This is a genomic window from Streptomyces sp. NPDC049970, from assembly GCF_040660235.1.
Classification (GTDB): domain Bacteria; phylum Actinomycetota; class Actinomycetes; order Streptomycetales; family Streptomycetaceae; genus Streptomyces.
The window spans coordinates 111,325-125,041 of record NZ_JBFALP010000019.1 but is presented as its reverse complement, the minus strand read 5'-3'; the positions used below and the strand labels follow the sequence as shown (position 1 = coordinate 125,041).

Here is a 13,717-nt window from a genome sequence, read left to right as displayed (position 1 = left end):
TATCCCCACACCTCTTCCCCAACCCGCCCCTCTCCCCATCGCCCCCCCCGGTCCAATGGCCCCGCCTTTAAAATGGGGGGGCCCCCCCCCCCCGTGGGGGGGGCGGACCACCACGCGCGTACCGCTGCACTTCCGAACAGGAAGGTTTATGCCGGCGAGCCGGCACCACTGGGCGCCACACGGGATTCAGGTTCTCCGGGCTCACTCGGCTCATCGGGCCCTTCGGGGCCTTCCTGCGACACGCTGAGCTGTTCGCGCAGGTAGTTCCAGACCACCGCGATCAGCGCGGCGACGGGTACGGCGAGCAGGCTGCCCACGATGCCGGCCAGGCTGCCGCCCAGAGTCACCGCCAGCAGGACCACCGCGGCGTGCAGACCGAGTCCGCGACTCTGGATCATGGGCTGGAACACGTTGCCCTCCAGCTGCTGCACCACGACGATGATCGCCAGCACGATCAGCGCGTCGGTCGGACCGTTCGACACCAGAGCGATGAGAACCGCGACGAAGCCGGCGAACAGCGCACCCACGATCGGGACGAACGCCGACACGAAGGTCAGCACCGCCAGCGGCAGTACCAGCGGCACTCCCACGATCCACAGGCCCAGGCCGATGAGCACAGCGTCGAGCAGGCCGACGTACGCCTGTGAGCGCACGAACTCGCTCAGGGTCCGCCAGCCACGCTCCGCCACGGTGGGCACGTCGACGGCGAGCCGGCCGGGCAGCTGGCGGGCCAGCCACGGCAGGAACCTGGGGCCGTCCTTGAGCATGAAGAACATCAGGAAGACCGCCAGGACGGCGGTGACCACGCCGTTGACCACGGTGCTCACTCCGGTGACGACCGTGGTTACCATGCTGCCGATGCTGTCCTGGACGCGGGCGGTAGCGGAGTCGAACGCACCCGTGATCTGGTCGTCACCGATGTTGAGCGGCGGCCCGGAAGCCCACTCGCGCAACCTCTGGATGCCCTCCACCACGCCGTCGGCCAACTCGCCGGACTGGGAGGCCACCGGCACCGCGATCAGCGCCGCGACCCCGACGGCGAGCAGCAGGAACAGTACGGTCACCACGGAGGCGGCGAGGGCTGGGGGCCATCCGCGTCGGCGCAGGTAGCGCGTTATGGGCCACGTCAGCGTGGTGAGCAACAGTCCGACCACGAGCGGCCAGATGACCGACCACATACGGCCGAGCACCCATACCGCCACAGCGGCCATGACAAGGACCAGCAGCATTTCGCCGGAGACGCGGGCCGAGACGCGGAGGGCGGCGCGGGTCTTGGTGGAGCTCAACGTGACAGACATGTGGGCCACCCTATTGGCCGCGGGACACCCTCAGAATCGCTCCCGCCCACCGCACGACCCCCGAAGCCACTGAGCGGACCGCCGCCGGAGTCCGCTTCCGACGGCGATCCGCTCCCCCGTGCGGCAGGAACGCTCAGGCGTGTGCGGCGGGTGCGGATCCGTCCTGCGCCTTCAGCCGCTTGCCCGAGCACCGGGCGGCCCACACGACGACCAGGAGGGCCAGTGCCAGCAACGGGTAGCCCATCGCGATCTTCGCGAAGGCCAGCCAGCCGGTGGCGTCCTCCTCGTACAGCCACTGCTGCACGACGAACCTGGCCGCGAAGACCGCGGTGAGGGCGAGCGTCGCGATGTCGTAGTAGCGCCGCGAGGGCTTGTCCTTCAACCAGGTGGCCGCTGTGCCGTTGAGCGCGCCCCAGATGATTCCGGCGAGTGGCCGGCGCACGACGATCGAGAGGAGGAAGATCCCTCCGAGAACGACGTTCGACCATATGCCCAGCAGGAAGTAGCCCTTGGCCGATCCGGTCTTCCAGGCGACGAACGAGGCGACCGCGACGCCGAACAGACCGGAGAGGGCCGGCTGGACGGGTTCCTTGCGCACCAGCCGCAGCGCGGTGAGCGCCAGCGCCACGCCGATGGCGGCCACGATGGCGGGCGTCAGTCCGAGGGAGGCGTTGGCGAGCACGAAGGCCACGATCGGCAGCATCGTGTACACCAGCCCCGATGCGCCGCCCATCTGCTCCAGCGGCGTCTGCTTCGGCTTCCGGCCCACGGTCGGGTCAGGCCTGTCAGGGTCGGTGACGGACGGTGTGGTGGTACGGACGGGATCAGTCATGTGCAAGATCAACTCACTAGGTCGGGGGTTCCGTTCGGCATGTGCCGACTACCGGACCCGGCGTTCGGCCGGGGGGTCCTGCTGTGGGGCCGGCTCCCCGGGCTCCGTGTCCTGGTACTACGTCGCGTCCGGCCAGGGGTTCAGGTGGCGGGCGAGGAAGGAGTCGGCCATGCGGTACATGTCGATGTTGTTCTCGGGGTTCACGAAGCCGTGGCCTTCGTTGTCCTTGACCATGTACTCGACCTCGACGCCGCGGGCACGGAGCGCGTCGACGATCTGGTCGGACTCGGCCTTGACGACCCGGATGTCGTTCGCGCCCTGCACCACCATCAGGGGTGTGCGGATCTGATCCACCCGGCTGATGGGCGAACGGGCCAGCAGGTCCGCTTCCTGCTCGGGGATGTCGGGGTTTCCGGCGTAGCGGTACCAGTTGTTGAACAGCTGCGACTTCGCGAACTCGGGCACGGTCCGCAGGAAGGTGACGAGGTTGGAGACGCCGCAGAAGTCGATCGCGGCGGCGAAGACGTCGGGAGTGAAGGTGACGCCGACCAGGGCGGCGTAGCCGCCGTAGGAACCGCCGAAGATCGCCACGCGGTCCCCGTCGACGCCCGCCTCGTCGACCGCCCAGTCGACGGCGTCGATGAGGTCGTCGTGCATCTTCCCGGCCAGCTCCCCGATGCCCGCCTTGAGGAAGGCCTTGCCGAATCCGGTCGAGCCCCGGAAGTTGACCTGGAGGACCGCGTAGCCTCGGTTGGCCAGCAGTTGGGCGGTGGGATCGAACTTCCAGTAGTCACGGTGCCAGGGGCCGCCGTGGACCAACAGCACCATCGGCAGTCCGGCCGGCTCCGCACCCACGGGCAGCGTCAGGTAGGACGGGAGCGCCAGCCCGTCGCGCGAGGTGATCGTGACGGGTGTCATCGGAGCCAGCGAGTCGGGGTCCAGGTCCGGGAAGGGCCGGAAGAGCAGGCGGCTCTCTCCCGTGGAGTGGTCGTAGGTGTAGGTGACACCGGGGTCACGGTCGTGCGAGAAGCTGACGATCCAGTGCCGCCCGCTCTCGTCGGACGACAGGCCTGCCACGTCCCCGTCGGACAGCCGCTCCAGGTTCTGCAGCACCTCGGCGAAATGCGGGTCCAGGGCGCGTATCACCTGTCGCTTTCCGAGGTAGCGCACCCCGAGCAGTTCTCCGGTACCACGGTCGACGACGAGCGGTGACGGCAGCGCGGGGAAGACGGTGGACCGGGTGTCGAGGTCGAGGTCAGGGTGGCTGTCCACCTCGGTCTCCTCACCGGTGGCCAGGTCGAGCCGGACCAGCCGGGTCAGGTCGCTGTCCCGGTTGGAGCCGACCCATATCCCGGTGCCGTCCGGGGTGAGCTGGAACGGGTTGATGCCCAGCGGGTAGTCGGCGCCGTCGAACGTGGCGACCAGGCGCCGGTCGTCCGTCCCGATGTCCCACTCCACCAGCTCGATACGGCCGTCGGGCGTCCAGATCTGGGCGTACAGCTCGCCCTTGGGCGTGTACATCAGCCCGTCGAGCTCGCCGGGGTTCTGCGCGAGCACCGTCAGTTCACCCGTGGCGACGTCCACCTCGCAGAGGTCGAACTCGACCGGGTTCCGGTGGTTCAGTCGCAGGAGGGCCTTGCCCGGACGGGAGACCGACATCTCGAATCCGATGGCCGTGGCTCCGGGAAAGGGCGTGAGGTCGACCGCGTCGGCCTCCGGGTCGTCCAGGTCGACCCGGAGGACGTGCCACTTCTCGTCCCCGTCGCCGTCCTGCTCGTAGAGCAGCCACCGCGGGTCGTCCGTCCAGTGGTAGACGTGCACGCTGCGGTTGTCGTCGGCGGTGACGCAGCGCGCCTCCTCCTGCGAATCGACGTCCTGCACCCAGACGTTGAGCCGGTTCCGCCAGGGCGCCAGGTAGGCGATCCTCGTGCCGTCGGGCGAGATCGACGCCCTCACACGGGCGGGTGAGGCGAAGAGCTGTTCGACGGAGAGGTGTGGGACCTCGTGCGGAACGGTGGGCATGGGCACTCCATTTCGTCAGTCGTGTCGGTCGGTCCTGGTCGGGTGGTCGTGCCTGCGGGGATGCCGTCAGATGACGGGGTCGCCGACGACGCCGCTGGTGGCCGTGCGGATCGCGTGGGCATAGCGCCGGGTGACGGCCGCCACGCCGCCGAACTGAGTGAGGTCGGCGCCGGCCAGTACGGCGGTACCGATGTGCTCGTCCAGCACCCGGATGACCGACGCGGCGGCCGCCGCGTGCAGCCGCACCTCGATGTCGTCCGCCGGGCGGTCTAGACGGTCTCCGACGATCTCGCACATCTGGCGCTCGACCTGGTCACAGGCCATCAGCCACGCCGTACGGAGGGCCGGTTCGGTGTCGGCGAGCCGGATCATCTTCATCGCGAGCATCTCGTCGGCCAGATCGACGGGCCGCGTCCCGTCCCGGAGCCCGACCAGCTCCGCGGCCAGGTGGTCCTCGAGGGAGGTCTCCCGGGGCCAGCCGCGCAGGACGGTCATCAAGGTGACAACGCCCTGCATGACGATCGGTTCGGCGCAGCTCTCCTTGCTGCGGAAGTGCCGCCAGATGGACCGCGTCGAGAGGCCGACGGCCTCGGCGATCTGGTCACCGCTCGTGGCCGCCACTCCCTGCTCCCAGAACAGGCGCGCCGCCTCCCTGGAGATCTCGAGCCGCAGCCGCGAACGCCGCTGTTCGCTCATACCTCCCGAGCCGCGCTTCGTCGTCGCCATAGCGTCCACACCCTTCTCCTCGCACGTCCTCAAACGACAGTATGTCACTAAGTGACATTCTGCAAGCGTGGACGCGCGCCGGGAGGGAGCCTCCGGACGCCGCTGCGCACGTTTCCGGTCAGCCCCACCCGCTCAATTAAGTCAGTCGATTGATTTAGGCGGAGGTGTGGTGTCTAGTGATCGAAAGCGCGCCCCGGGGCTGAGACGGATGAGCCCCGTAGGACGCGGCCGGACACGGACGCCGCCGATGCCATGCCCCGCAGGGCACCGAACGGCCGTGAACGCCTTCCCCACGAACCGCTGCACGAGGTGCCGATCACATGGCGAACAGAACCGAACCCCGTACCGGCCGCGGCGCCGACACACGCCAGGCCATCATGACGGCGGCCGAGCGCCTCTACGCCGAGCACGGGCTGTCGAACGTCTCCAACAGGCAGATCGGCGAGGCCGCCGGCCAGGGCAACAACACCGCCGTCAGCTACCACTTCGGCAGCAGGACGACACTCGTACGGGCCGTCATGAGCGAACACGGCGCACACGTCGACGTGATCCGCGGGCGCTACGTGGAGGCCGCGGGCGAGAGCACCGAACTGCGGGACTGGGTGCGCTGCCTGCTCCGCCCGGTGACCGACCACCTCGCCGACCTCGGCGCCCCGTCCTGGCAGGCCAGGTTCGCCATGCAGGTGATGGCCGACCCGCTGATGCGGGTCCTGGTGGCGGACGAGTCCCTCACCCGTGACAGCCTGCGCCGCACCCTCCAGGGACTGGGCCGGTGCCTGTACGACATCGTGCCCCCCGACATCCGCCCGGCCCGCGCGGAAATGGCCCGCCACCTGATCACCCACACATGCGCGGAGCGCGAACGCGCCCTGGCCGAGAACCCCGTCGAACCCCGCGCGTCGTGGGAGCGCACCGCGGACGCGCTGGAGGACGCGCTGGTGGGGCTGCTCGCCGCCCCCACGACCCGCCGCTGAAGAGACCACCAGGAACCGACCGATCCGACTGAGGGAGACAGCGCATGAAGATCACTGTGGACGAGGAGAAGTGCTGCGGTGCCGGCCAGTGCGTGTTGATCGCGCCGGAGGTGTTCGACCAGCGGGACGAGGACGGCATCGTCGTCCTCATCGACGCCGCACCCGGCGCGGACCGGCACGAGGTGGTCCGCGAGTCCGCCGACATCTGCCCCGCCGCCGCGATCCGCCTCCACGAGGACGCGTGAACACGCCGTCGAACGTGCTCGTCGTCGGGGCCGGCGCAGCGGGTCTCGCCGTCGTGGAGAGCCTTCGCCGCAAGGGCTACCGCGAGCGGATCACGCTGCTCGGCGAGGAGACCCACGCACCCTACGACCGCCCGCCCCTGTCCAAGCAGGTGCTCGCCGGGACGTGGCACGCCGACCGCACTCGGCTACGCACCAAGGACGTACTGGACGCCCTGGACGCGGAGTTCGTCCTCGGAGATCGCGCGTCGGCCCTCGACGCCGCCACACGCACCGTGCGTACCGAGAGCGGCGCGGAGCTGCGAGCGGAGGCCGTGGTGCTGGCCACCGGACTGCGGGCGCGCAGGCTGCCAGGGCTTTCGGGTACGGCGGGCGTCCACGTACTGCGGACCCTGGACGACGCCGCGCGACTTCGCGGGGAACTGCTGGAGGCCGAGAGGCTCGTGGTCGTCGGCGACGGAGTGCTCGGTGCCGAGATCGCCGCCACCGCGCGCCTCATGGGCACCGACGTGACACTCACGGGCCCCCAGGCGGCGCCGATGCAGGTGCAGTTGGGCCACCAGGTCGCCGCACTGCTGGCGGCTCTGCACACGGAGCACGGGGTACGGCTGCTGCCGGACACCCTGGTGGAGGCGCTGGAGACGGCCGGCGGACGCGTCACCGGCGTCCGTCCGGTCGGCGGCGGAACCCTCCCGGCGGACCTGGTCGTCGCCGCGGTCGGCAGCACGCCCGCCACGGACTGGCTGGCCGGCAGCGGTCTGGTTCTGGAGGACGGCGTGGTGTGCGACTCCCGCTGCCGTGCCGCCGACGGCGTCTACGCCGCCGGTGACGTGGCCCGCTTCCACCACGAGGCTCTCGGCCGTTCGCTGCGGCTGGAGAACCGCACGAACGCCACGGAACAGGCGATGCTGGTCGCGGCGAACATCCTGGGCGAGGACCGCCCTCACACACCCGTCCCCTACTTCTGGACCGACCAGCTCGGCGTCAGGATCCAGATGCACGGGCTGCCCGGACCTGCCTCCACCCCGCACATCGTCGAAGGCGCCGTGGAAGAGGGCCGGTTCGTCGCACAGTACCTCGACGGGGAGGGCGGCCCCGTCGCCGTGCTCGGCTGGAACATGCCCAAGCAGGTCAACCAGCACCGGCGGCAGCTCCTCGGCAGGTACGCCCCCGCTGCCGCGCCCCGGTGACCCAGGACGACCACCGGCCATCCGGCGCGCCCCACCCGCCCAGCCCGTCGCCCACCCCTGCCTGATCCGCGCCCGCCCCGGCCCCGTACGGCGGAGGCGGCCCCACCCCACCGGAGAAGACCCGTGACCAGCACATCCGCGACCTCCGCGGCAGGCGCCACCGAGGTTCCCGACTTCCCCCCGCCGCGCTCCGCCGAGTGCCCCTTCGCCCCCTCGCCCGGTATGCGGGCGCTGTCCGGGTACGGCCCGCTCACCCGCGTCCGTTCCTGGGAGGACAGCACTCCCTGGGCGGTGACCGGCCACGCCGAACAGAAGGCGTTGCTGTCGGACGCCCGGCTGAGTGTGGAGTTCTCCCGGCCGGGCTTCCCGAGCCCGGTGGACCCTTCGCACGCCCACGCCGGTGGCACCGACCTCAGCTTCGTCGGCATGGACGACCCCGAGCACGCCCGGCTGCGCCGCATGGTCGGCGGTGCCTTCACCGTCAAGCGGGTCGAGACGATGCGTCCCCGCGTGCAGGAGATGGCCGACGACTTCGTCGACGCCATGCTCCAGGGCCCCGCGCCGGCCGATCTCGTGCAGTCCCTCGCCCTGCCGATCCCCTCCCTGGTCATCTCCGAGATGCTCGGAGTCCCCTACGAGGAACACGAGTTCTTCCAGACGAACAGCAAGGCCATCGTCTCGGCGGTCGCCACCCCCCAGGAACGCGGTACGGCCCACTCCAACCTGGCCGCCTACCTGGACGAGCTCGTCGGCCGCAAGCTGGTCGAGCCCGGCGACGATCTCCTCTCCGGCTTCTGCGCGCGGATCGAGGGCGGCGAACTCACCCGGCGCGAGGCCGCCGCCATGGGCGTACTCCTCCTCCTGGGCGGACACGAGACCACCGCGAACATGATCAGCCTGGGTACGCTCCTGCTCCTCCAGCACCCCGAGCAACTCGCCCTGATACGCGACACGGACGACCCCGCGGTCGTCCGCGACGCCGTCGAGGAGCTGCTGCGCTTCCTCTCCATCGTCCATCTCGGCCGGCGCCGCACCGCCCTGGAGGACATCGAGATCGCGGGCCGCACCATCCGCGCCGGGGACGGAGTCATCCTCCTCGGCGAACTCGCCAACCGCGACCCCTCGGTCTTCCCCGACCCCGACCGCCTCGACATCACCCGCGACGCCCGTCATCACCAGGCGTTCGGCGCGGGCAGCCACCACTGCGTCGGCCAGCCGCTGGCCCGTATGGAACTCCAGGTCGTCTATCCCACCCTGTTCCGGCGCATCCCCACCCTGCGCACCGTGGACGGCGTCGACTCGATCCCCTTCAAGTACGACGCCGTCATCTACGGTCTGCACGCCCTTCCGGTCACCTGGTGACGAGATCCGGCCCGGAGCGGCTGTCCCGGGCCGGATCGGAGGACGCGGTCAGACCGTCCTGATCGCCGGATCGGAGACGCCCGGGGCACCGGTCTCCACGTGGCCGGCGAAGCGGCGCAGGAAGGTGGTGTCGGCGTCGGAGACCACCTCCACGTCGTACCAGCGGGCGGTGTCGCGCAGGGCGACCGTGTGGGAGACGGTCGCGCCGGGGTTGACCTTGAAGGTCTGGGCCGTGCCGCCGTAGGCGTTGGTCACCGTCAGGTTGACCGCGCCCTTGGAGGAGTTGGTCATGCTGAGCGCCAGGTTGCCGCCGGCCGCCACATGGCGTGCGGTGACCTCGGGGCCGGCCGACTTCGCCGGGCCCTGCCAGGTCCGCAGGAAGCCGTTCGGGCCCCGGACCGTGAGGTCGATCCGGTTCCCGGTGGTGCCGCTGGTGCTCCAGGTGTCCGAGAGGGTCTTGCCCGCCTCGACGGTGTAGGGCCAGGGGCCGTCCGTGCGGTTGCCCGAGGTGCTGTGGAAGTGGGCGCCCAGGGTGGGGCCGCCGGCGAAGGTCAGGGTGAACTTGCCGGTGGAGACGGTGGCCCGGCCGTCCACGTACGGGCTGTAGCCGAGGGCACGGGTGGGCTTGGAGCCCGCCTCCTGTTTCGGGAGGGTGCCCGTGGCCGGCGGGGTCGGGTGGTACGACGGGTGCCGGTTCCTGTCCGGCGGCACGTATCCGGCGGTGGAGGGCAGCGCGGCGGGGGCCGCGTCCGCGCGGGCGAAGTCGAAGGCCGAGGTCAGGTCACCGCAGACGGCGCGGCGCCACGGCGAGATGTTGGGCTCCCGTACCCCGAAGCGCTTCTCCATGAAGCGGATCACCGAGGTGTGGTCGAAGGTCTCGGAGCAGACGTAGCCGCCCTTGCTCCACGGTGAGACCACGATCATCGGCACCCGCGGGCCGAGTCCGTACGCGCCCGCCTCGTACCCCCCGCCGCCCGCGTACAGGTCCTTCGACACGTCCGCCGTGGACAGGCCCCAGGCCGAGGAGGCCGGCGGGTAGGGCGGGACCACGTGGTCGAAGAAGCCGTCGTTCTCGTCGTAGGTGATGAACAGGGCGGTCTTCGCCCACACCGCCGGGTTCGCCGTCAGCGCGTCCAGGACCTGCGAGATGTACCAGGCGCCGAAGTTCGTGGGCCAGTTGGCGTGTTCGCTGAAGGCCTCGGGGGCGGCGATCCAGGAGACCTCGGGGAGGGTTCCGCGGGCCACGTCCGCGCGCAGCCGGTCGAAGTACGTGCCGCCCGACTTGACGTCGGTGCCGGTGCGGGCCTTCTCGTAGAGGGCGCTGCCGGGCTGGGCGTTGCGGTAACTGTTGAAGTAAAGAAGGGAGTTGTCGCCGTAGTTGCCACGGAAGGCGTCGTTGATCCAGCCCCAGGAGCCGGCGGCGTCCAGGCCGTCGCCGACGTCCTGGTAGACCTTCCAGGAGACCCCGGCCGACTCCAGCCGCTCCGGGTAGGTCTTCCAGCCGTAGCCGGCCTCCTGGTTGCCGAGGACCGGGCCGCCGCCCGTGCCGTCGTTGCCGGTGTGTCCGGACCAGAGGTAGTAGCGGTTGGGGTCGGTGGCTCCGATGAACGAGCAGTGGTAGGCGTCGCACACGGTGAAGGCGTCGGCGAGGGCGTAGTGGAACGGTATGTCGTTCCGCGTCATGTACGACATGGTGGTGGCCGTCTTGGCCGGTACCCACTTGTCGTACTTGCCGTTGTTGTAGGCCCGGTGGCCACCGGCCCAGTCGTGGTCCAGCCCTTCCAGGAACTGCATCCCGAGGTCGGCCACCTGGGGGTTGAAGGGCAGGATGTCCTTCGTCCCGTCGGACTGGTGGAAGACGGACCTGCCGTTGTCCTGGAGCGCGGGCCGGGGGTCCCCCAGGCCTCGCACCCCCTTCATCGCACCGAAGTAGTGGTCGAAGGAACGGTTCTCCTGCATCAGGACGACGACGTGCTCGATGTCCTGGATCGATCCTGCGCTGCCCTGCGCCGGAATGGCGGCGGCCCTCGCGATGCTCTCGTTCAGCATCGTGAAGGCCGCGGTGCCTCCGGCGATCTGCAGGAACCTGCGGCGGTCGAGCTCTGTCATGGGTGACGACCTCTGGGTCATGGGGGGTGTCAGGGGCGCCCCAAGGACAGCGGTCCCGGGGTACCGGGCGGGGGCGGGTCCGTGACACCACGCCGTACACCTGGAGAACGAACGCCCTCCCCAGCAGCACGGACCTGCCCACGCCGACGGCTCGTGGGAGGTTACACGTGATGGCGTCCGGGGCCCACCCACCGCGCCTCACCGCTACGGACCCGCCCTCCCGGCCCGAGGCCGGGAGGGCGGACCACAGACCTGTTCGTCCGCGGCCGGGCCATCTGTCCGGCGGGCTCGTCAACCCGCCCGCGGGTAACGGCCGGCGGGGCGCGGGAGACCCAAGTGGCCGCGCAGCGTGGTGGATTCGTACTCCCTGCGGAACACCCCCCGCCGCTGCAGCTCCGGGACAAGCCCCCGGGTGATCGCCGTCAGATCGTGCGGCAGGGTGCCCGGCCGCAGACGGAAGCCGTCCAGGCCGGCGGAGTGCCGGTCGAGCAGCAGGTCGGCCAGTTCGCCGGGCGTACCGGTGAATATCTCTGCGTCGGACACGAGTTCGGCACCGGCGGTCTCGTCCAGGCGTGCCCGGCGGCGGGCGGCGGCACCCGGTTCCTCGTCCAGGAGGACGAGGAGGTCGGCGAAGGTCATCAGCGGCCGGCTCGTCACGTCCCTGCCGGTGCGCTTCACCGCGTCGTCGACCTGGGCGAGGACCGCCACGGTGCCGGCCCGGCCGTGCGGCGTGATGTGGACGAGGTCGGAGCTGAGGGCGGCGAACTCGTACGGCGTGGAGGCGTGCGCGAGACTCACCACGAGCGGCTGGCCCTGGGGGGTGCGCGGGGTGATCGAAGGTCCCCTCACGCTGAAGTCCGTGCCCTGGAAGTCGATGTGGTGGACCTTGTCGCGGTCGATGAACCGGCCGGTCGCTGCGTCGCGTATCTCAGCGTCGTCCTCCCAGCTGTCCCAGAGCCGGCGTGCCGCGTCGACCACCTCGGCTCCCTCCACGAAGAGTTCGCGCAGTCGCTCGGCGATCAGTTCCGGGTCGGTCGCGTCCTCCTCGGTGACCTGTGGCGTGGTGCGGCGGCCGAAGTGGGCGGCGTCGGCCGCGCGCGACGATATCTGGGGGCGCCAGCCGGCTCGGCCGTTGCTCACGTGGTCGAGCGTGGCGATGCCGACGGCGAGGTGGAAGGGCTCGGTGTGGGTGACGTTCGTGGTCGGGACCAGGCCGATACGCGTGGTGAGCGGGGCGAGGTGGGCCGCGAGGAGCACCGCGTCCACGCTGCCCCGGACCTGGTCGGTACGGTCGTCGGGCAGGTGGAAGGCGGCGGACTGGAGCCCGAGCGCGTCTTCGAAGGTGACGAAGTCGAGCCGGCCCCGCTCGGCCTCCGCGACCAGGTCGGCCCAGTAGGCGGGGGTGAGCAGTTCACCGGCACGGGCGCCCTGTTCGCGCCAGGCCGCCGGGTGCCAGCCCGCTCCGTCGAGGGCGACGGCGAGGCGCAGCGGGGCTCCGGGGGCGCCCTTCCGGTCATCGGCGCCGGTCATGCGGAGGCCTCCTTTTCGTCGTGGTGGTCGCGTACGGGCGGGCCGGGCAGACCCAGGTGGTCGCGGAGCGTGGTGCCGGTGTATTCGTCGCGGTGCACGCCCTTCTCCTGGAGCAGCGGCACCACCCGGTCCACGAAGTCGTCCAGGCCGCCGGGGGTGAGGTGAGGGACGAGTACGAAGCCGTCCGCGCCCCCGGTCCGGACGAAGTGGTCGATGGCGTCGGCGACGGTACGCGGGCTGCCGACGAACGTCCGGCGGCCGCCGACCTCGATGACCAGCTCCCGGATCGACAGGTTCCGCTCCGCCGCGAGCTCACGCCACCGCCGGGCCGTCTCTCCCCGGCCCTTGCGGAACGCGGAGTGCCCCTCGAGGAGGTGGGCGTCGTCCTCCGGCTCGACGTCGGGCAGCGGCCCGTCCGGGTCGTACGCGGACAGGTCCCGGCCCCATACCGCTTCCAGGTGGGCGATCGCGGTCTGCGGGCTCACCAGCTCACGGCTGATCTCCTCGGCGTGGGCGGCGGCGTCCGCGTCGGTGTCGGCGACGACCACGCCGGCGGTGGGGAGGATCAGCAGATCGTCGGGGCCGCGGCCGTACCGGGCCAGGCGCCGTTTGACGTCCCGGTAGAACTGCCGGGCCGCGTCGATCCGGTTGTACCTGCTGAAGACGACCTCCGCGTCGGACGCGGCGAACTCACGGCCGGCGTCGGACTCGCCGGCCTGGATGATCACCGGGTGGCCCTGCGGCCCGGACGGGGTGGTGAACCGGCCGGATATGTCGAAGTGCTGCCCCCGGTGGGCGAAGCGCCCGGCCCCGGGGCGTACGAACTCTCCCGTCGCCGTGTCGGCCCTCAGGTCGCCCTCGGCCCAGCTGTCCCACAGCTCCCTCGCCGTGGTGAGGAACTCGGCGGCGCGGGTGTAGCGGTCGGCCTCCGGGAGGAAGCCGCCCCGGCGGAAGTTCTCGCCGGTGAACGCGTCGTGACTGGTGACCACGTTCCAGGCCGCGCGCCCGCCACTGAGCCGGTCCAGGGTCGCGAGCCTGCGCGCCACCTCGTACGGCTCGTTGAAGGTGGCGTTGACCGTGGCGGCGAGGCCGAGGTGCGTGGTGACGGCGGCCAGGGCGCTCAGCACGGTCAGGTTCTCCGGACGTCCCACGACGTCCAGGTCGTAGATCCGCCCCTTGTGCTCGCGCACCCGCAGTCCCTCGGCAAGGAAGAAGAAGTCGAATCTGCCGCGCTCGGCCGTCCGGGCCAGCCGGATGAAGGAGTCGACGGAGATCTGGCTCCCGGAGCGTGGGTCCGACCAGACGGTCACGTTGTTGATGCCGGGCAGTTGTACTGCCAGGTGCACCTGCTTCTTACGGGTGGCGGGCACGGTGCGGTCTCCTCCTGCGAAGTCGGGCAGCGGGACGTGACGGTGGGATGACTCTCCGAGCG

At 70.8% G+C, this 13,717-nt stretch carries 11 protein-coding genes; 4 read left to right on the top strand and 7 right to left on the bottom strand.

Annotated elements, in window-relative coordinates; translation table 11 throughout:
• Nucleotides 1-146: 146 nt before the first annotated feature.
• From AB0I83_RS26745 to AB0I83_RS26730, 4 genes are all read right to left on the bottom strand, one after another.
• A complete protein-coding gene (locus AB0I83_RS26745; RefSeq protein WP_356529624.1) occupies nucleotides 147-1,298 on the bottom strand; it encodes an AI-2E family transporter in 1,152 nt (383 codons plus the stop codon).
• A gap of 133 nt (nucleotides 1,299-1,431) precedes the next feature.
• On the bottom strand, nucleotides 1,432-2,130 hold the full coding sequence (locus AB0I83_RS26740) for a DUF3159 domain-containing protein (protein ID WP_363306426.1): 699 nt from the start codon (nucleotides 2,128-2,130) through the stop codon (nucleotides 1,432-1,434).
• 117 nt (nucleotides 2,131-2,247) lie between these two features.
• A complete protein-coding gene (locus tag AB0I83_RS26735) occupies nucleotides 2,248-4,152 on the bottom strand; it encodes a S9 family peptidase (RefSeq protein WP_363306425.1) in 1,905 nt (634 codons plus the stop codon).
• A 66-nt stretch (nucleotides 4,153-4,218) separates the two neighbouring features.
• A complete protein-coding gene (locus AB0I83_RS26730) occupies nucleotides 4,219-4,878 on the bottom strand; it encodes a TetR family transcriptional regulator (RefSeq protein ID WP_363306424.1) in 660 nt (219 codons plus the stop codon).
• A 320-nt stretch (nucleotides 4,879-5,198) separates the two neighbouring features.
• Between AB0I83_RS26730 and AB0I83_RS26725 the strand changes: the two genes are divergently transcribed.
• From AB0I83_RS26725 to AB0I83_RS26710, 4 genes are all read left to right on the top strand, one after another.
• Nucleotides 5,199-5,852 carry a TetR family transcriptional regulator gene (locus tag AB0I83_RS26725; protein ID WP_363306423.1) on the top strand — a complete coding sequence of 218 codons (654 nt, stop codon included), beginning with the start codon at nucleotides 5,199-5,201 and terminating at the stop codon, nucleotides 5,850-5,852.
• Between the two features lie 44 nt (nucleotides 5,853-5,896).
• Nucleotides 5,897-6,097 (top strand): ferredoxin, encoded by a 201-nt coding sequence (locus AB0I83_RS26720; protein WP_356529616.1) that lies wholly within the window; start codon nucleotides 5,897-5,899, stop codon nucleotides 6,095-6,097.
• The gene (locus AB0I83_RS26715; protein ID WP_363306422.1) at nucleotides 6,094-7,284 is read left to right on the top strand and encodes an FAD-dependent oxidoreductase; all 1,191 of its coding nucleotides are present in this window, start codon (nucleotides 6,094-6,096) and stop codon (nucleotides 7,282-7,284) included. The genes AB0I83_RS26720 and AB0I83_RS26715 overlap by 4 nt, the downstream gene beginning before the upstream one ends.
• Before the next feature lie 123 nt (nucleotides 7,285-7,407).
• Complete coding sequence (locus AB0I83_RS26710) at nucleotides 7,408-8,646, top strand: cytochrome P450 (RefSeq protein WP_363306421.1); 1,239 nt, start codon at nucleotides 7,408-7,410, stop codon at nucleotides 8,644-8,646.
• A gap of 48 nt (nucleotides 8,647-8,694) precedes the next feature.
• On the opposite strand, the gene AB0I83_RS26705 is transcribed toward AB0I83_RS26710, so the two are convergent.
• The 3 genes from AB0I83_RS26705 to AB0I83_RS26695 form a co-directional block, all read right to left on the bottom strand.
• The gene (locus AB0I83_RS26705) at nucleotides 8,695-10,755 is read right to left on the bottom strand and encodes a phosphocholine-specific phospholipase C (RefSeq protein ID WP_363306420.1); all 2,061 of its coding nucleotides are present in this window, start codon (nucleotides 10,753-10,755) and stop codon (nucleotides 8,695-8,697) included.
• A gap of 291 nt (nucleotides 10,756-11,046) precedes the next feature.
• Nucleotides 11,047-12,285: an LLM class flavin-dependent oxidoreductase gene (locus AB0I83_RS26700; RefSeq protein ID WP_363306419.1), complete on the bottom strand. Its 1,239-nt coding sequence runs from the start codon at nucleotides 12,283-12,285 to the stop codon at nucleotides 11,047-11,049.
• Nucleotides 12,282-13,655: an NtaA/DmoA family FMN-dependent monooxygenase gene (locus AB0I83_RS26695; RefSeq protein ID WP_363306418.1), complete on the bottom strand. Its 1,374-nt coding sequence runs from the start codon at nucleotides 13,653-13,655 to the stop codon at nucleotides 12,282-12,284. The genes AB0I83_RS26700 and AB0I83_RS26695 overlap by 4 nt, the downstream gene beginning before the upstream one ends.
• Between the last annotated feature and the right edge of the window lie 62 nt (nucleotides 13,656-13,717).